General features: G+C 47.8%; 15 protein-coding genes and 1 pseudogene. 7 read left to right on the top strand and 9 right to left on the bottom strand.

From position 1 onward, the window contains the following. Positions 1–91: 91 nt before the first annotated feature. A complete protein-coding gene (locus tag ABWH99_RS19090; protein WP_375583408.1) occupies positions 92–520 on the bottom strand; it encodes a response regulator in 429 nt (142 codons plus the stop codon). Positions 521–1,213: 693 nt separating this feature from the next. On the opposite strand from ABWH99_RS19090, the gene ABWH99_RS19085 reads away from it, so the two are divergent. Beyond that, positions 1,214–1,651 carry a polymer-forming cytoskeletal protein gene (locus tag ABWH99_RS19085; protein WP_375583407.1) on the top strand — a complete coding sequence of 146 codons (438 nt, stop codon included), beginning with the start codon at positions 1,214–1,216 and terminating at the stop codon, positions 1,649–1,651. A 34-nt stretch (positions 1,652–1,685) separates the two neighbouring features. On the opposite strand, the gene ABWH99_RS19080 is transcribed toward ABWH99_RS19085, so the two are convergent. Then, entirely contained in the window at positions 1,686–2,225 is a 540-nt protein-coding gene (locus tag ABWH99_RS19080) for a redoxin domain-containing protein (RefSeq protein ID WP_375583406.1), read from the bottom strand. A gap of 299 nt (positions 2,226–2,524) precedes the next feature. Here ABWH99_RS19080 and ABWH99_RS19075 point away from each other — a divergent pair, with 299 nt between their 5' ends. From ABWH99_RS19075 to ABWH99_RS19060, 4 genes and pseudogenes are all read left to right on the top strand, one after another. Beyond that, positions 2,525–3,034, top strand: coding sequence for a hypothetical protein (locus ABWH99_RS19075; protein WP_375583405.1), 510 nt, complete (start codon positions 2,525–2,527; stop codon positions 3,032–3,034). Positions 3,035–3,088: 54 nt separating this feature from the next. After that, positions 3,089–4,284, top strand: a pseudogene (locus ABWH99_RS19070) (Nramp family divalent metal transporter). Between the two features lie 92 nt (positions 4,285–4,376). Beyond that, positions 4,377–5,393, top strand: coding sequence for an NAD-dependent epimerase/dehydratase family protein (locus ABWH99_RS19065; protein ID WP_375583404.1), 1,017 nt, complete (start codon positions 4,377–4,379; stop codon positions 5,391–5,393). 16 nt (positions 5,394–5,409) lie between these two features. Next, positions 5,410–6,468 (top strand): dihydrodipicolinate synthase family protein, encoded by a 1,059-nt coding sequence (locus ABWH99_RS19060; RefSeq protein ID WP_375583403.1) that lies wholly within the window; start codon positions 5,410–5,412, stop codon positions 6,466–6,468. Here the strand turns inward: ABWH99_RS19060 and ABWH99_RS19055 are convergent. Further along, complete coding sequence (locus tag ABWH99_RS19055; RefSeq protein WP_375583402.1) at positions 6,465–8,273, bottom strand: GDSL-type esterase/lipase family protein; 1,809 nt, start codon at positions 8,271–8,273, stop codon at positions 6,465–6,467. The genes ABWH99_RS19060 and ABWH99_RS19055 overlap by 4 nt on opposite strands. A gap of 212 nt (positions 8,274–8,485) precedes the next feature. Between ABWH99_RS19055 and ABWH99_RS19050 the strand changes: the two genes are divergently transcribed. Then, a complete protein-coding gene (locus tag ABWH99_RS19050; protein WP_375583401.1) occupies positions 8,486–10,621 on the top strand; it encodes a hypothetical protein in 2,136 nt (711 codons plus the stop codon). 151 nt (positions 10,622–10,772) lie between these two features. Here ABWH99_RS19050 and ABWH99_RS19045 read toward each other — a convergent pair whose 3' ends face one another. The 4 genes from ABWH99_RS19045 to mtaB all read right to left on the bottom strand — a co-directional run bounded on the left by ABWH99_RS19045 (position 10,773) and on the right by mtaB (position 16,437). Beyond that, entirely contained in the window at positions 10,773–11,477 is a 705-nt protein-coding gene (locus tag ABWH99_RS19045; RefSeq protein WP_375583400.1) for a DUF1080 domain-containing protein, read from the bottom strand. A gap of 19 nt (positions 11,478–11,496) precedes the next feature. Continuing rightward, a complete protein-coding gene (locus ABWH99_RS19040; protein WP_375583399.1) occupies positions 11,497–12,897 on the bottom strand; it encodes a neutral/alkaline non-lysosomal ceramidase N-terminal domain-containing protein in 1,401 nt (466 codons plus the stop codon). 27 nt (positions 12,898–12,924) lie between these two features. Next, entirely contained in the window at positions 12,925–15,000 is a 2,076-nt protein-coding gene (locus ABWH99_RS19035) for a BNR-4 repeat-containing protein (RefSeq protein ID WP_375583398.1), read from the bottom strand. Between the two features lie 114 nt (positions 15,001–15,114). Then, the gene (gene mtaB, locus ABWH99_RS19030) at positions 15,115–16,437 is read right to left on the bottom strand and encodes a tRNA (N(6)-L-threonylcarbamoyladenosine(37)-C(2))-methylthiotransferase MtaB (RefSeq protein WP_375583397.1); all 1,323 of its coding nucleotides are present in this window, start codon (positions 16,435–16,437) and stop codon (positions 15,115–15,117) included. A gap of 234 nt (positions 16,438–16,671) precedes the next feature. Between mtaB and ABWH99_RS19025 the strand changes: the two genes are divergently transcribed. Further along, positions 16,672–18,834, top strand: a complete 2,163-nt coding sequence (locus ABWH99_RS19025; RefSeq protein ID WP_375583396.1) for a glutamine synthetase III — start codon at positions 16,672–16,674, stop codon at positions 18,832–18,834. An 88-nt stretch (positions 18,835–18,922) separates the two neighbouring features. Here ABWH99_RS19025 and ABWH99_RS19020 read toward each other — a convergent pair whose 3' ends face one another. After that, on the bottom strand, positions 18,923–19,420 hold the full coding sequence (locus ABWH99_RS19020; RefSeq protein WP_375583395.1) for a hypothetical protein: 498 nt from the start codon (positions 19,418–19,420) through the stop codon (positions 18,923–18,925). A gap of 55 nt (positions 19,421–19,475) precedes the next feature. Further along, a complete protein-coding gene (locus ABWH99_RS19015) occupies positions 19,476–20,570 on the bottom strand; it encodes a zinc-binding alcohol dehydrogenase family protein (protein WP_375583394.1) in 1,095 nt (364 codons plus the stop codon). Positions 20,571–20,641: the final 71 nt, after the last annotated feature.

The raw sequence follows: 20,641 nt of genomic DNA, 5'->3' as shown, positions 1-20,641 counted from the left end.
ATAGCAAGGGAGACTGGGTTTGTTATGAAGCTAAAAAGCCAGTCAACGTTTCGGCTGACTGGCTTGACCCGTTCGGACTGGCGTAAAAAGGCTAGTCGAGTGCTTTTTTATTTTTTGTCAGGACAATATTTTTGTCGAATAAATCGTAGATTTCGGTGAACACCTGCGGGTACACCGGCTTTTCCAGGTAGCCGATCACCTGGGGGTATTTGTTTGATTTTTCTTTGTCTGCGGGGTCGGTGGAAGAGGTAACCATCACCACCTGTATCTTGTCTTTGTAGGTTTTTTCCTGAAGCATTTCCAAAAAAGACCATCCATCCATTACAGGCATGTTGATATCCAAAAAAACCAGAATACTATCAAAGTCTGCGTTTCTGTTTTCCAGAACATCGAAGGCAAGTTTACCATTTTCTGAGGTATGAACCGGACCTCCAATGGGTGATGTTTTGACTATCTTTTTGATATAATGCAAGGTCAAAATATCATCGTCAACGATTATGGTTTCTAGTTTTTGTTTCATTCTCTACCTGGTTTGGTTGCCCGGGATGATCAAATGGTCCTCATTTAATCTCCTGCCTTTCGAATTTATTACTTAAAACACGATAATCAAAACAGAAGTTAAAAAAATAAGGCGCGGATTCATAAAATTAACCCTATATACTTAAAGTATAAAATTTATAATATTTAGTAATAAAAAACATATGTATGAATCGGGGACTGTTATGCATCCGAACCGAATGTACATTGGTTTTTGTCGTTCAAATGAACATATGCAACATTCATTTTACGGCAAATACAGGATTGCTCTTCCAGCTGTTCCGCTGGTAGCATGCAGTTAATTTCCAATTTATTGTTGTTAAACAGACCGAATTTGTAATTCGATCTCACCGTATTAGTTAGGTAAAAATAAATCATGCTATAATTCTATTAATAAAAAGCGTGTGAAGTCTGTCGGTTTATAATTAAAAAATTAATAAACGTTAATTGTGGCCATATATCAAATGACAGTAATATATACGGAAATATTTACTTTAATTACTCTTAAATGCTTTGTAAAAATTTTTGTTGCGCGGTGTTTTTTTTATCTCTATGTTTATACAATTGAAAGAGATACTTGTAATATTTAAACCCAAATCTCGTCGGATTCCTGATTTACCGTTTACTAATAAAAAATTAAACCATGTGGACCTCAGAAAAAAAATCAGGCCAGTCAATGGCTGAGCCAAGTACAACTTCTTTTTTTGCCCCGGGATTCCGGATGATCGGTGACATTGATTCCAACAACGACGTGCGTGTGGAAGGCATTATCCAGGGAAATCTGACCACCACCAAACGAATCATCATTGGGAAAACAGGTCAGGTTATTGGAAACGTCAAAGGACACCAAATCTCCATTATGGGGGAAGTGGTCGGAGAGGTCATTGCCTCGGATATCACCGTAATTGGTGAAACCGGCGTTGTACACGGAACGGTCCTTACAAACAAGATAAAAATCGAATCCGGTGCAGAAGTAGAGGCCTGCATTAAAAAATACCGGGAAATTTCAGAAACGGATACCGGTTCAAATAACACGAAGATTTTGGGTGTCAACAAACGCAGGGAGTCCGAACTCCTGCAGCCCGAATTTTCTAAAGTCAGTTTGGAAAACTAATTTGGGCAGTTGCCCGTCACGGATCGTTAAGGGCTCAACTATCCCTTGGCGATCTGTTTTGCTGCAAGGGCTGTTCGGACAGTACCAGGCGGGATGCTTGCTCTACGATTGGTTTCAATGGATCGGCCCCCTTTCGGATTCCCTCCAGGACAAGTTGTGTGCATCCATTTTTGTTCAGAAAAAAAACGGGATTCTTTACACGGATTTTCTCTCCATAATTCTTCTCCAGGCAGGAAGTTACTTCGTTGGTTGGTTGGTAGAAAACGGGGAATACCAAGTCATCGCTCAAATACGAATTGATCCAATTGACTGAGCGTAAATGTTCGTCGAAAGAGTTTTTATTGAATCCGATCAAGTGGAAATTCAATTTTTTTAATTTCTTGAGTGACTGAATCAGCCCTTTCCTTTCTTCTTCACGAAGGGGTATCATCTCTGACGGATTGGTAAACACAATGATGCGTTTGTCCCGAATAAGGGATCGTAGGTGCACGTTGCCATGATGCGTTTTAACCAAAACATCCGGAAAAGCAATGTTCATCACGAGGGACGATGATATTTGTTTTTTAGTTTTCATGATAACGAAGGGTTTGTATCCACCTGTAGTAGTATTTTTTTGTTACAGTAATATACGAAAAAATAGAAAAATATCCATATAAATTGGCATCATTCGTGGAAAAGCTGACGAAAATCATTCGATCTCCTGCTTTAATTATCAAATGGCCGTTGCGCCTACGGATCTTGTTTTCCATACCCCTCGATCGGTAGGTGCGGATCAATAGGGGAGGTGATGCTGGATGGCAGGATTCGATCAAATAATTGTTCCAGGAAACGAATAAATTTTGTACATTCAGCCCTCAACGTAAGCGAGACCCTATGGATTCAGGTACGGTATTTTACATCATCGCCATCATTATTTATTTTATTTATACGTCCTTTATTCAGAAAAAGCCGGAAAACAAGGAAGTTGATCCGGAAGAATCGGATCGCCCTCCCCAAAAGAAGACCAGCTTTGAAGACTTACTGAGGGAAATCAGAAACGAACAAGGACAACGTGAACGAGACCTGGAAGGTACTGCCAAACCGACAGCTGTAGAAAGTGTCCCCACCCGTACCGAAGTCGAAGAGCGAAACGAATCTAAACGCCTGGCCGAGCAGCAAGAGGCGGAAGGAGCCTACAAAAATCCCTACAAAGACATCAAACAGCCTTTGGTGAAGTTGGACGACCAGGTAGATATTACAGATTCGAAGAGAATTCTTGGCGAGGTGGTGGATGTAGCCGACGAATTTTCCGGAGCCAGTAAATACACCAGACTACTAAAGAATACCTCTTCCGCTCGCGATGCCATTATCCTTACCGAAATTTTCAACCGAAAACATTTTTGATCAACCCATGGGGATGTATTCTTCTCTTTTGACGAAAAAACCTGCTGTGAAAAGGTGGTAGCGCGTTGGTTTAGATCGCTGGGACCAGGCCTGATAACTGCCGCATTGGTATTTGGACCGGGAAGCCTGACCATCACTTCCAAACTGGGTGCGGTATATGGATTTCAGTTGTTGTGGGTCATCGCGGTAGCGGTGGTATTGATGATCAGCTTTACCGGGATGGGGGCACGGATTGGCCTTGCCTCTTCGGACTCGTTGATCGAATTATTTCGCAAAAAATGGGGCAATCTGGCTGCCTGGGTTGCCGGATTGGGAATCTTCTTCGTGACAGCCTCCTTTCAGGCCGGAAATACCGTCGGCGCAGGTCTGGCACTTTCGGAATCATTGGGAAGGTCGAATGCGGTGTGGATTGTATTTATTTCGCTCCTGGCCATTTCATTGCTTTTTTTTAAATCGTTTTATCGGATTCTTGAAAAGGTAATGATTCTAATGGTAGCCGTTATGGTGGTTTCTTTTTCTTTACCCTCGTTTTGGCACCTCCGTCCCTCGCTGATGTCTATTCCGGATTGGTCCCGGTAATCCCTTCGGGCTCGTTTATTTTGGTGATCGCCCTGGTTGCTTCCAGTTTTTCAATTGCGGGGGCCTTCTACCAGTCGTACCTCGTTCAGGAAAAAGGCTGGAAGAAATCCCAGAAGGAGGATGCCTTGCGGGAGAGTTTTACTGGGATTGTGGTATTGGGCCTTATTTCTTCGCTAATTCTGCTGAGTGCCGCCACCATTTTGTATCCCCAGGGAATTGCTGTGGCTTCAGCCGCAGATATGGGCATGGCCCTGGAGCCGGTGTATGGAAAATTTTCCTTCACGGTATTCATGATTGGGCTTTTTGGTGCTTCATTTTCTTCCCTATTGGGCAATGCCACGATCGGTGGCACCTTGCTGGCGGATTCACTTTCGATGGGTAGGGACCTGAATAGTGTTCCGGTCAAACTCCTGATCACATTAATCGTGGTAATTGGTGCAGCCGTGGCGCTAATATTTGGCAGATTGCCGTTGGAATTGATCGTTTTTGCTCAGGGAATTACCATTTTTGCCGTGCCCTTCATCGGTTTGGGAATCTTTCTGATCGGCAATGACGAAAAAATAATGGGAAGCTTGAAGAATAAGACCTGGTCGTTCATCCTGGGAGGCGTTGGCTTGTTGGTATTAGTTACGCTGGCTATTAGTAACGCCTATGCCTTGTTTTTTCAATAAAAACCCTTTCAAAAGACGAAAACAGACAGTTTTTGCGTGCGCTTTGCAGCCATGGCTTGAGGAAGGGGCTAAAAACAGAAACCAATACATTCATGAATACCATCAAAGAACTTGAAGAAAAGCTGAGCAGTCCTTCCCCTGAGTTGGTGAAGGATATTGCTAAAATTAACGGCGATATCCTGTTGCTGGGGGTGGCAGGGAAGATGGGACCCAGTCTGGCAAGACTGTTGGTTCGTGCCATTCAGGAGGCCGGTATCCAAAAGGAGGTGATCGGCGTGTCTCGGTTTTCGGATCAGCAGATGAAGCACGAATTGGAAAAGGACGGCGTGCGGTGTATTCAGGCAGATTTACTGGATGATGCGGCCTTACAGTCCTTGCCGCTTGCCGAAAACCTGATTTTCATGGCAGGAAAAAAATTCGGCACCTCCACAGACGCTTCTACAACCTGGGCAATGAATGCCTACCTTCCTGGCAGGGTTTCAGAGAAATTCAGGAACTCACGAATAGTGGTTTTTTCCAGCGGCAATGTTTATCCATTTGTGCATTATGCCTCTGGGGGTGCAACGGAAAATACAGCTCCGGATCCGCTGGGAGACTACGCGCAATCCTGCCTGGGCCGCGAACGGATTTTTCAGTATTTCAGCCATCGGTATTCGATCCCCATGCTCATATACCGATTGAATTACGCCATCGACATGCGGTATGGAAACCTTCTGGAAATTGGAAAAATGGTGCAGAATGGAAGCCCTATTGATTTGCGAACCGGACACATGAATGTGATCTGGCAAGGCGATGCCAACGAAATAGCCATCCGATCCCTGCTGCATACCACCTGTCCACCGCGGCTATTAAACGTAACCGGACCGGAGACCGTCAGCATTCGACAGGTCGCCGAAAAATTTGGCGAACTCCTGAATACCCGCCCGCAGTTTGTGAATGAACCGGAGCCTTTTGCCTTGCTCAACAATGCGTCTCTTTGCCACCGAACCTTTGGATACCCTCGTGTTACCCTGCTTGAAATGATTGAAATGACGGCTGATTGGATTCTAAGCGGCGGGGCAACGCTGGATAAACCAACCCATTTTCAGGAACGAGAAGGAAAATTTTAATGATCAATGTAACCAAATGAATGTACTGCTAGAAAAACACCTGCAGGAAGGAACTGTAATTCCTGCACATCCTTTGGCCCTAACGGCTCAACGATCACTGGACGAACGCCACCAGCGGGCCCTGACCCGGTACTACATTGCTTCCGGAGCAGGAGGTATTGCGGTTGGCGTGCATAGCACTCAGTTTGAAATTCGTGATAAAAAATACGGTTTGCTACGGCCGGTTTTGAAGATGGCGATGGAAGAAGTGCAACGGAGCAGATTGGATCGACCTTTCCTTACGGTGGCAGGGATTGTGGGAGGAACCGATCAGGCCTTGCAAGAGGCGTATTTGGCCAGGGAGTTGGGCTACGAGATGGGCCTTTTAAGTGCCGGAGGATTGGGAGATTGGCAGGAGAAAGAACTAATCAAGCGGGCCGAAAAGGTAGCGGAGACGATACCACTTTTCGGATTTTACTTGCAGCCCTCAGCCGGAGGCCGGTTGTTGAGTTATGATTTCTGGAAAGATTTTGCACAAATCCCCAACGTAAAGGCCATCAAAATGGCTCCTTTTAACCGGTACCAGACACTGGACGTGGTTCGGGCGGTATGTGCATCCGGGCGGGCAGAAGAAATCGCATTGTATACTGGAAACGATGATAACATTGTTGCCGATCTGCTGACCACCTTTTCCTTTTTGGTAGACGGTCAAGAGGTGTCGAAACGAGTTGTTGGCGGCTTGCTTGGGCACTGGGCCGTATGGACATCCGCGGCCGTAGGTCTGTTAAAGGCGATTAAGGAATGCCTGAATCGAGAAGGAAAAGGGATGGGAGAGCTGCTCAGACTGGGTGTACAGATCACTGATGCGAATGCTGCCATTTTTGATCCCAGTCATCAGTTTAGGGGCTGCATATCGGGGATTCACGAAGTGTTGCGTAAGCAAGGCTTGTTGCGGGGGATTTGGTGTCTCAATCCCGAAGAAAAGCTTTCTCCGGGACAATTGGAAGAAATCAACCGGGTTTGCGAGGATTACCCCTGGTTAACCGATGATCGCTTCGTGGCCGAACACCTGAATCAATTTTTGAGTGAGTCCTAGGGTATTAGGTAATACTCGAAAAAGGAATAAATGATTTCGTTGGATTCCGGCGTGGGCGCGTGATGGGGACGGTTGCTCATGCCAACCCGGTTCTCGGCTTCGTACATTTCATTTGCCTGCAGGCTGTACTTCAGTGGGATCCATCGCTCCTCCGGGTCTTCCGAACCACCCGACACCAAAAATGGTCGGGGAGCCATCAAAACGTGCAATTCGTGCAGGTTCATGCCGGCCTCCAGCAGTTCGGGATACAAGCCCTTTGCCGGATTTTCCTCCGTGGGAATCCCACGTTCACGCCAGGGCTTGGGGTGGTATCCCAGATACCAAGGTTCCCAGTAGTTGATGTTCGGCTTGTTTTCTTCGAAGACTATTCCCGGATCCGACCAGGCTGCAGCTGCGAAGTTGTCAAAAAGGCAGGAAGCAAACATGGCCCATTTTCCTCCATACGAGTGTCCGGTGATGCCAATTCGCGTTTCGTCCACTTCCGGCATTTTCGATAGCAAATGCCAGGCATTGCCGGCCGCGTACGCCAATAGGGAAAGCGGCTGCACACGTGCGCTATCAATATGTGGGTAGTAAAGGGAATAGGTCTCATTCTGCGTGGTTTCCGAGGTACCCAGCGACAGGGTGACAAACCCTCTTTTTGCCAGCTGTTTGGCGAAATCTCTGTCTGGTTTTCCCTGCCCGATGGCCGTTTCCGGTTCGTAATACACCGTTACTACCGCGGGGTTGTTTTTGGCTCCGTACGGCAGCAGCAAGTACCCTTCGGTCATCTGCCCGGGAACCCATTCGAAGCGAATTTTTCGCTGCACATAGTATTCCGTGTTTTCTGTTTCCAGCACCTCAAAGGATGGATTGGTAATCATTGCCGGCCATTCCCCCATCATGCCGTGCCATTTGTTACGTATTTCTTTCCTCCGTTCCTGCCAATCGGCCAGGTCATCTACCTTGCTGCCGTCGTTGAAAACAAAGGGATCACTATAATCCCCCACCATCTCTTCGTATTCGTACGGAATAGAGAAATACGGAGCCAATTCGTCCCATTGGATCATTTTTTTGAGATAGGCAGGAAAGGTTTCGCCCCGGCTCGTACCGCTGCCCTCGACTCCCTGACCAAAGGTGATGCTGTCGCCAAAGAACACCACTCGTTTTTTGGCGGTTATTTTTCCCTTGGCCACCAAAAAGTTAAAAATCTGCTCAGCAATGATTCGATTGCCTTCGCTGGTGGGATGCACCCCGTCAGGTATTCCGGAATTAGCCACGTTCATGATCAGCGAGCTTTTTCCCGGGTGTGGAGACTTGCGTTCGATGAACTCCTGATACAGATCAATTAGCGCTAATCCATTTTTATCGGCTAATTCCGCGATGATCGCGTTTGCCTTTTGAATTTTTGTAAGGGGTGGGGAGTCAAAAAAAGACAGTTCGTACCGACTGGAAATGGCGTTGGTATCGACCGGTGTGAGGTTGAGCAAAACGGTCTCAATTCCGGCTTTTTTTAACCGGGAGATGAGCTGCTGGTAAGACTTTCGGAACGTACCATAATCCAGAAATTTATGCAGGTTGATCATGTCGTGCATGCCCACCATGATAAAGACCATGTCTGGATTTTCGCTCAGCACGTCCCGATCGAGCCTGGCCAGCAGATCCATGGAGTTGTTGCCTCCGGCGCCTTTGTTGAGAATACTCCAGGATGCTTCCTCCGCGGTTGATTCACGCAATACGGAGTCCTTTTCGAATTCAGCGCGTGCCAAGGCTGCATTCCCGCCTGCAAAAAGAAAAACCCACGCAACGATTAATTTGAAATGCATTTTACATTATTTAAAGAATATTTTTTTAAATCTAAGAATTTTCGTTCTTTTTCACTACACCTGCGCCCACAATTCTGCAAGAAGGCTAAATAATTGTTGGTCAATGCTTTATATTTTGTAATTTTTCCAGGAATAATGCAATTGATTTTTGCCCGTGCTGGTTTCAGAAGTGCAGCTTATCGCATATCTTGTCCAGATAAAATAATCAACGCATGGATAGGTGTAAAATGGGGATATTGGCGTTGCTGCTAACGGCTATGGCTTGCGCAACTGTCACGAAAAAAACCGTTTACGTGGTGGGTTCCGCGGAAAACGACTTGGTGATATGGCTTTCATCCGAGGGGTTTCAGGTTGAATTTTTTCCGGATGCCCAATCGGCAATGGAAGAAATTCCAATCGCTGCTACCTTGTTGGTGCTGGCAGATCACTATCCGGAGGAAAGGGTATCGGTTCCTGACAATTTCTATGAGGAGATGGTTGAAAAGGATATCCGGTACTACGTGGAATTTCCGCAGCGGGCACCTGGCCTCATCCCGGATGGAAAAGTGATGCAAAACCGACTGGAGCGGGCAGTGGTTGCTGGAAACCACTTTGGTCAACAGCTTCCGGCCATGCGCATACTGGGAGTCAATGATTGCCACCTTATTCCTGCGGAGGCTACCGACCCCCTGCTGGTTTTGGCAAAAGTTGCCGGGTTGGATACTGCACCCTATGGCTTGTCTGGCGTACCCGTTCATCCATTATTGGTAAAAAGTGAGGCCGGATACATTGCTCTGACCAAACTCTCCGACTTTGCCAAGGGCAGGTTTGGGCCGCAAGCGCACTGGCAGGAAGTCTGGGCGTATCTGATCGAACAACTAACCGGTACCCGGGATTTAACCTTTGCCAGTTGGCCACGCTACCTGCAACCGACCTTTGAGGAAGAGGCGGAGGTAACGCAAGCAGACAAGCAAAGTAGCGTAGCGAAAGGAGTGACCTGGTTTACGAAAGGGAAATTTTATATTCACAAAGATTGGAAAGAGCGTTGGTTGACGTACCAGGGGGACGGCACCAACCCGGTGGGGCCGCCAGTCCCGCGCGATTTTCCGGTAGGTGATGGCAGTGAAGGGCTTTTAGAGGGGCATTCCTCCACCATCTATTACGATGGTAGCCAACAATACAGGTATTGGATTCGGGCAGACGTACAGGGAGAAGGTGCCTTTGCTCTTGCCGCTGCTGGTAGCCTGCTGAATGAACCGAATCACTTTTCCCGAGCCGAAAACCTGATCGATTTTATTTTTCAGGAAAACTTGCGCAGCGGCCCTAGAAACGAGCCGGACTCGGCGGCCTTTGGGCTCATTGGATGGTCCCATACCCATCCCCACGTGTACTACGGGGACGATAACGCCCGGGCGATCCTGGGAATTTTAGGTGCCATGGCCTTTATGGAACGGGAAACATGGAATCAGGAAATGACCGAAGCCATTCTGGCAAATTTTCGAACCACTGGTAAAAATGGGTTTCGTAAAAACCGCCTTGAAAATCCGGACTTGCAACGGTTTGGCTGGAAACATTTCTGGAACCGCGACATCGTTAATCCTGCGCCCCACTTTGAATCCTGGATGTGGGCCTTGTACCTTTGGTTATACGATAAAACCGGCTACGAACCACTTCTGCAAAAGGCAAAAACTGCCATCAAAATCACCATGGATGCCTATCCGGAGGACTGGCTTTGGACGAATGGCATCCAACAGGAGCGGGCCCGTATGATTTTACCGCTGGCCTGGTTGGTCCGCATCGAGGACCGTCCGGAACATCGGGCCTGGTTGGATCGGGTGGTGAGCAAACTACTCGAAAATCAGGTCGAAAGCGGGGCCATACGGGAAGAATTGGGTGGTAATGACAAAGGAAGGTACGGCCGTACGAAATCAAATGAGGCCTATGGGCTGCACGAGGCGCCGCTGATTTTCGAAAACGGTGACCCCATAGCCGATATGTTATATACCATTAATTTTGCCTTTTTTAGTTTGAACGAGGCTGCCCATGCTACGGGAAATCCGCGGTACCACGAAGCAGTGGAAAAGTTGTCGGACTTCCTTACCCGGGTACAAGTAAAAAGCGAACGGTTTGAGGATCTGGACGGAGCCTGGTTCCGCGCGTTTGATTACGATCGCTGGGAATACTGGGCGTCCAATGCGGATGTGGGTTGGGGTGCCTGGGGTACCCTGACCGGTTGGACTCAAAGTTGGATCGTTGCCACCCAGGTATTGGTACTGAGAGATCAAAGCTACTGGGAATTGACCCGCGGTTCCAAGATTGATCGGTACATGGACGAACGGCTCAACTTGATGTTGGAAGAATATAAATAAACCTCCGAGCAGCACCGCCTTTCCTTCCCGTATCCGTAGGGATTTTTTCCTACGGATACGGCGGAAAATACTTCTGGGGAGTAGCTACTGGAAGCATGTTACTGCACCGGCTTCAATCCTCTTGAAAGGAGTAAAAATCTGCCGGCTCTTATTACAATCTTTTGATTTTTATGTTACGAAAGTACACCTTATCTCCATGGTCTGTTAGGAGTATGTGTCCCTCTTCCAACTCTCCGTAGCGGGCGTCGTCCTTAAATTTGTTTTTGCTCTTTTTATCGAGAAAATCGTTGCTTCCCCGCTTGTAGCTGACCACTTTTTTGCCATTTAGCCAATGCGATACCTTTTTACCTTTTGCCACAATTTTACCCGAATTCCATTCTCCGTGGGGGTGAAGGGTTTTGTTTTTTAGTGGGTAAAACAGGTAAGCCGCAGCAGTAGAGCTAAGTCCATTGGGGTCTTCTTTGATGCCCGGATAATTGAAATCGTCAATGATCTGGTATTCCGGGCCATTTACCATCATTTTTCCCGTGGTTTCCTTAAACAGGGTATCCACAAAATACTTGATCCCACTATTGGCGCCTTCCGTTAGTTTGAATTCAAAAACCAGTTCAAAGTCACCGAATTTTTCTTTGGTCAGGATGTCTCCTCCGCCGGATGATTCCAGAAAAAGCATGCCATCTGCGATTTTCCATCCTTTTTCAGGAAAACCCAGCGATTGCTTTCCTCGCCATTTTTCCATGGATTTTCCATCAAATAAGACCTCGTAACCGTCTGCCTGGGCCATGGTTGGAGGGATTCCCGGGAATATCAGGTAATAGAGGAGGAAAAGCAGGGGGATTTTGGTTCGTTGTAACATAGAGAGGTACCGTTTTTGTTTAAGGATTATTCGGGCTTGCTGCCAGATCAATTTTTTGTGCCAATCGGTCAAATGAGGCCAGAATTTGTTCCTCCAGCCCGGCTTTCCAGGTATTGGGCAGACCGTACACCATTTGGGAAGAATAGCCCTCGTATCCTCCTTCCCGGAGGACGGTTTCTGTGGGAATGTAAGCCATCACATCGTTGCTGTAGGAGAGCACGAAGGCATCGACACCGAAGCGTGCTTTGAGTCGGTTGGTGTACCCGATCGTCGCCTCACCTCCCATGGAGAATAGTAGCTGTCCGCCCAATGCCCAGATTTGAATCGGATAGGGATAGGTAGAAGGGGGGATAATTCCCTGGTCTTGCTCAACGAGCATTCGCTCGGCCCACTGCTTCATGTATCCGGTTTCGGTATGCACCATTTTCTCCAGCCGTTCACGGCTCATGGGATCGTTCAATGGCAGATCAATTTCCTGGTAGGCATGCCGTAACGTCGGCTCCAAAGCATTCATTTCTTCTTCCAATACCCGTTCCACGGCTGCAGCCAGTTCTTTCCCATATTGTTTTGCGAGGGGCAAGGTTCGCCTGGGTAGCGGATTTTGATCCCCAGCAGCCCCTTGAAAAAACAGCGCCAAGGCACCCGGATGGTTTTTTTCCAATTCTTCCTGCGCGTAGCCTGGAAAATCTGCGGACCAAAAATAGCTGCTCAAGACGGTAGGGTGGCAGGCATACCCAAAGGCAATGGCCCTAACCCGGCCCTCCAAATCGGTCACTTTAATCACGGGTACCGAATGATCGATCGGGCCTTTTAACTCGGTCAGCAAGTGGATATCGCTTTCCTTGTTATTCCGACGGTTTACCTGAAATCGGGCCGTACCGTTTCCGGAATAGATGCGGGAGGCTTGCATGTGCTGCAGAGCCCTTCCCACACTTTCGACAATATCCGCCTCCAATTGTTTGCTGTAGGCCTCTACCTGAGCCCGCTGCTGCATGTTTAGCGGATAGATGTCGAACAGGGCAGCTGCCAAAACCGGCCCGGAATGGGTGTGGGAACTATTTAGTATCACTTGAGATTTGCTGAGGCCGTACTTTTGGAGAATGGCGGTTCGAATTGTTTCCGACATTTTTTTTGGAAATCCGAGAAGGTCGGATGTTAGCAGGACGGATCGGTTTCCCTCCGGATCTTCGAAAGCGAGTACTTTAACCCAAAGTTCGCTGTATTTCCCTTGAGCGGGTTTATCGCGGTGGGCATAACCGGCCATCCAAAGGGGGGCTTTCGGGGTAATTTGAAATTTATCCGTTCCGGTTTTCCACACGGAAACGTTTTGTCCGTAGACAGAAATAACGGCTCCGGTAAGGAAAAATACCAGGCCGAGAAGTAGTATTGGCGGAACGGGAAGAAAGGATTGTGGATTCATGTGTCGATGCTTTGGAGCGAAACCGGCTTAATCAAGTGTCCAACGGATGGCGTTTTTCAAAAGGTGTAGGAATTGTGGATGGGTAAAGTCTGTGGGATAGCCGAGCGAGGTGTAGAACACCCGGCTTTTTCCGTATTTTCGTGTGTAGGCAATGGCGTTTGATTGTCCGGAAGAGTTCCCGTTCAGAAGGATGTTTGCTTTTGGGTCCAGGCTATTGCCGATCAGGTACAGGTTACCATCACTCGTCCACGGCTGGGCTTTCAAACCTTCCAGCAGGCGTTTTCCCGGTTTTTTAGCGAAGGCTACGGTGGTTTTGACAGTGGCGGGTCCATAACCCATGTTTTCATGTCCCAATACCTCAGGCACGAACGCCCACCAGTCTTCGTAGCCAGGTGCGGTTTCCTCCCGCACCGAAAAGGCATGGTTTGCTGTTCGGATTCCCAGGACCGGTTTACCGGCCTGCAGGTGGTTTCGTATCAAGCCAAGTTGCTCCGGAGAGAGGGCCACCCTGCGTAGAAAAAAAACCAGCAAATCGCTGTCCTGAATGCGCTCCAAATCGGGCAGGTGAAAAGCCGTTCGCTCCCCTTCTCCCAGAATGACTTCGGTTTGATACCCGTTTTCTTTCGCCAGCTTCATCGAAAAGTAGGGGATGGTTAGATCCGCTTCGTAGTTGTCCGGGTCTTTGCTAATCAGAAAAGTGATTTTCTTCTGCTGGGGAGCAGGAGTAGTTTCGGGGTTGGGAAGGATTTTTCCGTATACCTTCAATTGATAATCCCGGTAGGTCGTGTACCTGCCTGAAAGCCAAAGTACCACTTCCTTTTCTGAGTCAGCAAGGACGATCGGGCGAATATTGTCCTCGGAGGATCCGAAAGTGATGGGGCTGAAATACCAGGGCTCGCCGGCTTCCCTTCGCTCCGCACGAAAGATTTCGTACCGCCGTTCACCGTTTACCAGAAGGGGCTCTCCGCTTACCGGATGTACGTCGGAGGAGAAGTAAAATACCGAAGCATTCCTTGGGTGCAGGGTGATTAGCCCAGTGTATTCGTTTTCACCCGGGTAGAGCCTGCTTCCCGCGTGAGCCACTTCGGCGGCGATCCATTCCCGGCCATTCCATTCTGCATAATGGTAGCGGTGGTCAAATCCTCCCAGTGAGGTGTTTCGGGTTTCTCCTCGGGTGATTGGATCTTTGGTGACGGAAAAGACGAAAAAAGGCATTCCTCGTTCATCCAGCTGAATATCGCTGGTCCAGGCCACATCCGTGCGTGTCTGTAAGTCGCCATCGTATACCAGGGTAAAGTCAGAAGGCTGTAAGGAACTTTTTTCATTCGTGCTCAAGGGTCTCACCAGTGTGCCGTCAGAACGGTAAGCGTTTCCGTTTTCCAGGTATCCGTGGTAAATGTTGTTGTTGAAATGGCGTGGGTGCCCATCGGTGGTAATAAAGTGGATCCGGCTTTTTCCGTCCGACACGTATTTGAGGTAGGATCTTCCGGCAAACTCAAACAGGCGTCCGCCGAATTCCCAACTGTCCCCATAGTCTTTTGATACCAGGTAGTGCGGGTTGTTTTCATTGCCCCGAAAAAAATTGTAGGTTAGGTCTTCGTCCTCCAGGTAATACAGGTTGGAGTAGCAAACCCGACCGTTGGTTGCCACCACGGATTCCTCCTCCCAGGAGCGTATATCGAAGGGACGATTGGTACTTCGGTACCGGACCAGGCTGTCAATGCTATGCCCGGAATAGGTGGTAAGTATTTTTCCATCGGGGCGTAACATGAGTGCAGCCACGTTGTGGTCATCGGGGGGAAGCGTGCCTTCCGTCAATACCTGCGTTGTGGTTTGTTTTGTCGATAAATCCCATTCGGTCACCGTATTGTGTCCCGCCGAGGTGACACCTGTAAAAATGACCTTGTCCTCGATCAGTAAGGCGCGCTCGTCTTGAAACCAGCACCAGCTACCGTCCTCCGATAGTAAAAAGGGACCGTAAGGGTCGCTTTGAGATGCTGTGGGTTGTTGGGCGGAAGAAAGGGAAGCGCCGGTAATTACGAAAGCAAGCGTACAATAAAACCAATATCGGGAAGCTACCATGGCAAATATAGAATCAATCAATCAACGATATAATTGAACCAATTTAAGCGATATTGCTTAATCTCCCAGTAGAAAAGGGATAAAATCTGCAATTATCCTGACCGCCGGTAGAACGGGCAGCAAAAGGGGAGTGGATTAGCCGTGTACCGGAATCTCTTGCTCTGGCTCCCAAACCTCTACCGTTCCTTTATCATTGATCTCGGTCAAGGTGACGGTTTTAATCTCATTGATCAATACGGGATCGTATTTTGCCCGGACGCGAATGTAATTTTCGGTAAACCCATGCATCTTTCCATCCTCAATATCGTCTTCGAAAAGCACCTGGAAGGTTTTTCCCAGATTTTCCTCATAGAACGCACGTTTTTTCTTTTCGGAAAGAATTCGTAGCATTTTGGACCGTTGGTTTCGGACCTTTATAGGGACCACTTCCTCCATTTGGGCTGCCCGGGTATTGGCCCGCTCCGAATAGGCAAACACGTGCAGGTAGGAGACGGGCAGGTCTTTTAGAAAGTCATAGGTCTCCAGGAAATGTTCCTCCGTCTCCCCTGGAAAACCGACGATTACGTCCGCTCCAATGCCACAATGGGGCATGAGGGTTTTGATTTTTTCTACCCGATCCTGGTACAGTTCCCGGAGATACCTACGCCCCATTTTGCGAAGCAGAAAATTGCTTCCCGATTGCAGGGGAATGTGAAAATGGGGTACAAATCGTTCCGATTGGGCAACGAAAGAAATGGCCTCGTTGGTCAGAAGATTGGGCTCTATGGAGGAAATGCGAAATCGATCGATGCCGTTGACTTGGTCGAGTGCCCGGATCAGGTCGATGAATTGCTCTTTTCGTTTTCCGTCTTGTATGCCAAAATCACCGATATTTACTCCGGTAAGTACTACCTCCTTTACCTCCGTGGTTGCAATCTGTCGGGCCGATTCGAGCAGGTTTTCAATTTGCTCGCTCCGGCTTTTTCCACGTGCCAGGGGGATGGTACAAAACGCACAACCATAATTGCATCCGTCTTGTACTTTTAGAAACGTGCGGGTTCGGTCGTGTATGCTGAAAGCCTGGTGGAATGCCTGTGCCTCTTGTATACCGGAGGCAAAGACCCGAGCCTCCTGCTGCACCGAAAAATCATCCAACAATTCCAGCAGGCGGAATTTTTCGGCCGCTCCCAAAACGGCATCCACTCCGGAAATCTCTGAGATTTCCTTCGGTTTTAGCTGTGCATAGCAGCCAATGATCGCTACGAAACCATTGGGAGAGATCTTTTTTGCCTCCCGAACCAGTTTTTTACATTTTTTGTCCGCATTTTCGGTAACCGAACAAGTATTAATGATAAAAATATCCGGACGGTCGTCAAAGGACACCTTTTGGTAACCCTTTTGCTCAAACATTCGGCTGATCGTAGACGTTTCTGCGTAGTTCAGTTTACAGCCGAGAGTATAAAATGCAACTTTTTTCAAACCGATGGTATTTTTTTCGTTCGGTGCAAATTTAGTGAATTGAATTGAGTTTTCCATTTTTGTAAAAAATCTCATTCAATGCATTTTTTTGCACCGATTTGATGGATATTTGCTCGTATCTCGTTGCCAAAAGTGTAAATATTGCGTATCAGTCCTCTAATTTTCACCATTTATAGTAAACATTCATTTATTTTTCTACATTTGTACGTAGTTTTTAAACCATAAACTCTAACAATGGCAACACTAAGACAAAAAGCATTAATGAAGGTTCAGGGCAGGCCAAAGGTGGCTGCGGTTGCCCCTTCCTTAAAGATCTCCGACTACTTCGGTTCGCAGGTGTTTGGCTTAAAAGAAATGCAGGAAACCCTGGCAACCCCTGTGTTTAAAAAAGTCAGCACGGCTATTGAAAAAGGCACCAAAATCGACATGTCTACCGCCGATGAGGTTGCTACCGCTGTCAAAAGTTGGGCACTTTCCAAAGGTGCTACCCATTACACACACTGGTTTCAGCCCTTGACCGGGTCGACCGCAGAAAAGCACGATACCTTCTTCGACGCCCTCTCCGGTATGGAAAAATTCAAGGGAAGTGCACTCGTGCAGCAGGAACCGGATGCTTCTTCATTCCCTAGTGGAGGAATCCGGACAACCTTCGAAGCCCGTGGGTATACCGCATGGGATCCCAGTTCCCCCATCTTTATTTTCGATCAGACACTTTGTATTCCAACTATTTTTGTTTCTTTTACAGGCGAAGCCCTGGATTTTAAGACCCCTCTCATCAGATCAACCGAAGCGATCAATAACGCTGCCGTTGATATTTGCCAATATTTTGATCGGAATGTAAAGAAAGTGAATCCGTCGCTGGGCGTGGAGCAGGAATACTTTGTCATCGACCGGGCCCTGTATGCCACCCGTCCCGACCTGGTAATGGCTGGAAGGACTGTTTTTGGTCACAACCCCGCCAGAGGGCAGCAGTTGGACGATCATTACTTCGGCTCCATTCCCTCTCGAGTGAAGGAGTACATGAAAGATTTTGAAATCGAAGCGCTGAAATTGGGCATTCCGGTTTCTACCCGACACAATGAAGTCGCCCCGGGACAATTTGAAGTAGCTCCTTTGTTCGAAGACATTAACAAGGCCACCGACCATAACCTGCTCCTGATGGACGTGATGGAAAAAGTGGCCGAGAAGCATGGACTGAAGGTTTTGTTCCACGAAAAGCCCTTTGCAGGACTGAACGGAAGCGGTAAGCACAACAACTGGTCGCTCATCACCGATACCGGTGTCAACCTTTTCCAGCCAAGTAATTCCGCCCGCGAAAACTTGCAGTTCCTTTGCTTCCTGGTGGCAACATTAAAGGCCGTTTACAAAAATGCCGACTTGCTGCGCGCAAGTATCGCTTCTGCCGGAAACAACTTCCGATTGGGAGCCAACGAGGCGCCTCCTGCCATTATCTCCGTTTTCCTGGGATCCACCCTTACAGGAATTCTGGATGAATTGGAGAAAAACGGAAACATAAAGATCGAGAAAGGCGATAATATGTACATGAAACTGGGAATTTCCAAAATCCCGGAAATCATATTGGACAATACCGATCGTAACCGAACGTCTCCTTTTGCTTTTACCGGAAACAAATTTGAATTCCGTGCTGTCGGATCGAGCGCCAATCCGGCCGGTCCAATGACCGCGCTGAATGTGATCGTCGCCGATGTTCTGAAAGAAATGAAGAAAGACATCGACAAAGAGATCGACGCCGGTAAGGAAAAGAAAATTGCCATCGTGGATGTACTGAGGAAATACATCAAAGAGAGTAAAAAAGTAAGGTTTGAAGGGGACGGGTACTCTGAGGCCTGGGAAAAAGAAGCCGAAAAGCGAGGGTTGTCCAACCTGAAAAGTACTGCAGAAGCCCTGGACATCTTGCTATCCAAGCAAGTAGCCGATCTCTATAAGCGACACAACGTACTGAATGAGAAGGAGTTGCATGCCCGCCATGAAATCCGACTCGAAAATTACGTGATGAAGGTGCAGATCGAATCCCGCGTAATGGGTGACCTGGCGCTCAACCATATCATACCTACCGCTATCCTTTACCAAAACAAGCTCATTGTCAATGCCAACGGCTTGAAAGGGCTAGGACTGGATCATCGGGCGGCTATTGAGACCATCGAGGAAATTTCAAAACACATTGAATCCTTGAAGTCCAACGTTAGCAACATGATCGAAGCCAGGAAGCGCGTAAACAAGGTGGAAGATATCTCCGAAAAAGCGAAGCTTTACAGTTCCGACGTAAAAGATGCCTTCTTTGATAAGATCCGGTACGCCGTCGATAAGCTCGAACTGCTGGTAGACGACGAGTCGTGGCCTTTGACCAAATACAGGGAAATGTTGTTTTTGAAATAAATTAACGATGTTTCCACACACAGAAAGCCCGGATAATTTATCCGGGCTTTTTTTATTTACTGGCACCATCTTTTTTTGATTGAGGCGCCTAAAACTGGTACAAAGGTATGTACCAGGAAACGTACTGCTCCTCAAACTTTGGCAGGCAGTCTTTGTTCTCTTCTACCTTCATTCTACGTCGGATGGCTTTTTCCAATCTAGCAAAATCCACTCCGTGCTTCTCAGGGTCGTTGTCACAGATAAAGTATAAGTCCCTGATCTCTCCGAAAATGTCGACGTATACCCTAGCTTGGATTTTTATATTTCGAAAGATCGTTTTGGACTCGTCGTCAAAATAAGACGCGATCTTGTCGAAATTCAATTCCTGGCTCAAGGAGGTGGAGGAACAATCCAAACTCAACCGCTCGGTATTGATCCGGGTGTAATCGATGGCGTCGGTCTTAATTACGTACGCATTGTTGGTTTTGAGTATGTTGTATTGACTTCCTGACTGGCCAATTAGCCGGAAGGGTAGGCAGCAAACGCCCAAAATCAGAAAAGAAAGCAAGAAAGCGTGCATAAAGCTGGATTTAATGATTGATTCCATAATGGATACAGTAGTTTACAAAAACCAATCCAAAATTGGTGCCTTATTTATCCCTTCAGCGATCTGCCTTCGGGAAATCAACCATGGCTTTGATCACCTGGTTTGCAGGCCGTGTCAACGTCTCAAATTTTTCAGGTACTTCATCGAAGGAAAGGGTATGCGTGTGGTAGGGGCTCACGGGAAACCGCTTGTTTTCCAAGCTTTCGATGACAAATAGAAAATCATCTTTGGTGGCATTTCTGCTACAAAGCAGCGTCAGTTCCTTTGCATGCATGGCAGGATGTGGAAAACATAAATCGGCTTTGTAAAGCCCAACCAGTACATAGGTGCCGCCGTGGCATACGAAGTCTGGCCCGGATTCCATGGCCTGTTTGTTGCCGGTAGCGTCGAATACTACCTGGTAGGCATTCGTTTCCGGATACCTCGCGGGTTCGTCTTTTTTAACGTGTATCAGGTGGTCGGCAGAAAAGAAAGCCGCGGCCGTGGCTAGCCGTTCCTCGTTTAAATCCATGGCCGTTACCTCTGCTCCGGAAAGTTTGGCATAAACCAGTAAAGCCAGGCCGATTGGACCACATCCCATTACCAGTATCCGGTCACCCGGTTTGATCCGCGCCCGGTTTACTGCGTGTGCGGCCACGGAAAGCGGTTCTACCATGGCCATTTCTGCCCAGGAAAGCCGGGGAGTCGGAATAAGCAGGGAATCCCGAATGGCCAGAAATTCCTGCATGGCGCCATCGGTATGCACACCCAGCACTTGCAAACGCTCGCAACAATTGGTTTTACCCACGCTGCAGGCACCGCATTTGCCGCAGTGTAGGTAGGGTATCACCACCACTGGGCTGCCCTCCTCCAGGTTTGAATCGTTGGACTGGCTAACCCTGGCAGCAATCTCATGCCCCAGGATTCTGGGATAGGAGAAAAACGCTTGATTCCCTGCGAACGCATGCAAATCCGTTCCGCATATCCCGACCTGTTTTACCTGAATCAGTACCTCCTTTTTTCCCGGCTTCGGTACAGCTACTTCGTGTTGTTGAAATAAACCGGGTCGTTCACAGCGGATTGCTTTCATACAGGTGGATCGGCTTTGGTCGGATACAAAAGTAAATAATCCGGAATAAATCTGTACACGAATTGTCGTATTTGTGTACATAGGTCGCGGTAGTTTTCCCTAACGGCCGGATTATTGCCTGGTTAATTTGGTTTTGGAAAGCTGCCTTTAGT

It is taken from the genome of Cyclobacterium xiamenense, assembly GCF_042140265.1.
GTDB lineage: Bacteria > Bacteroidota > Bacteroidia > Cytophagales > Cyclobacteriaceae > Cyclobacterium > Cyclobacterium xiamenense_A.
Note: the sequence above shows the minus strand (reverse complement) of the source record. Positions and strands in the feature narration are given on the sequence as shown.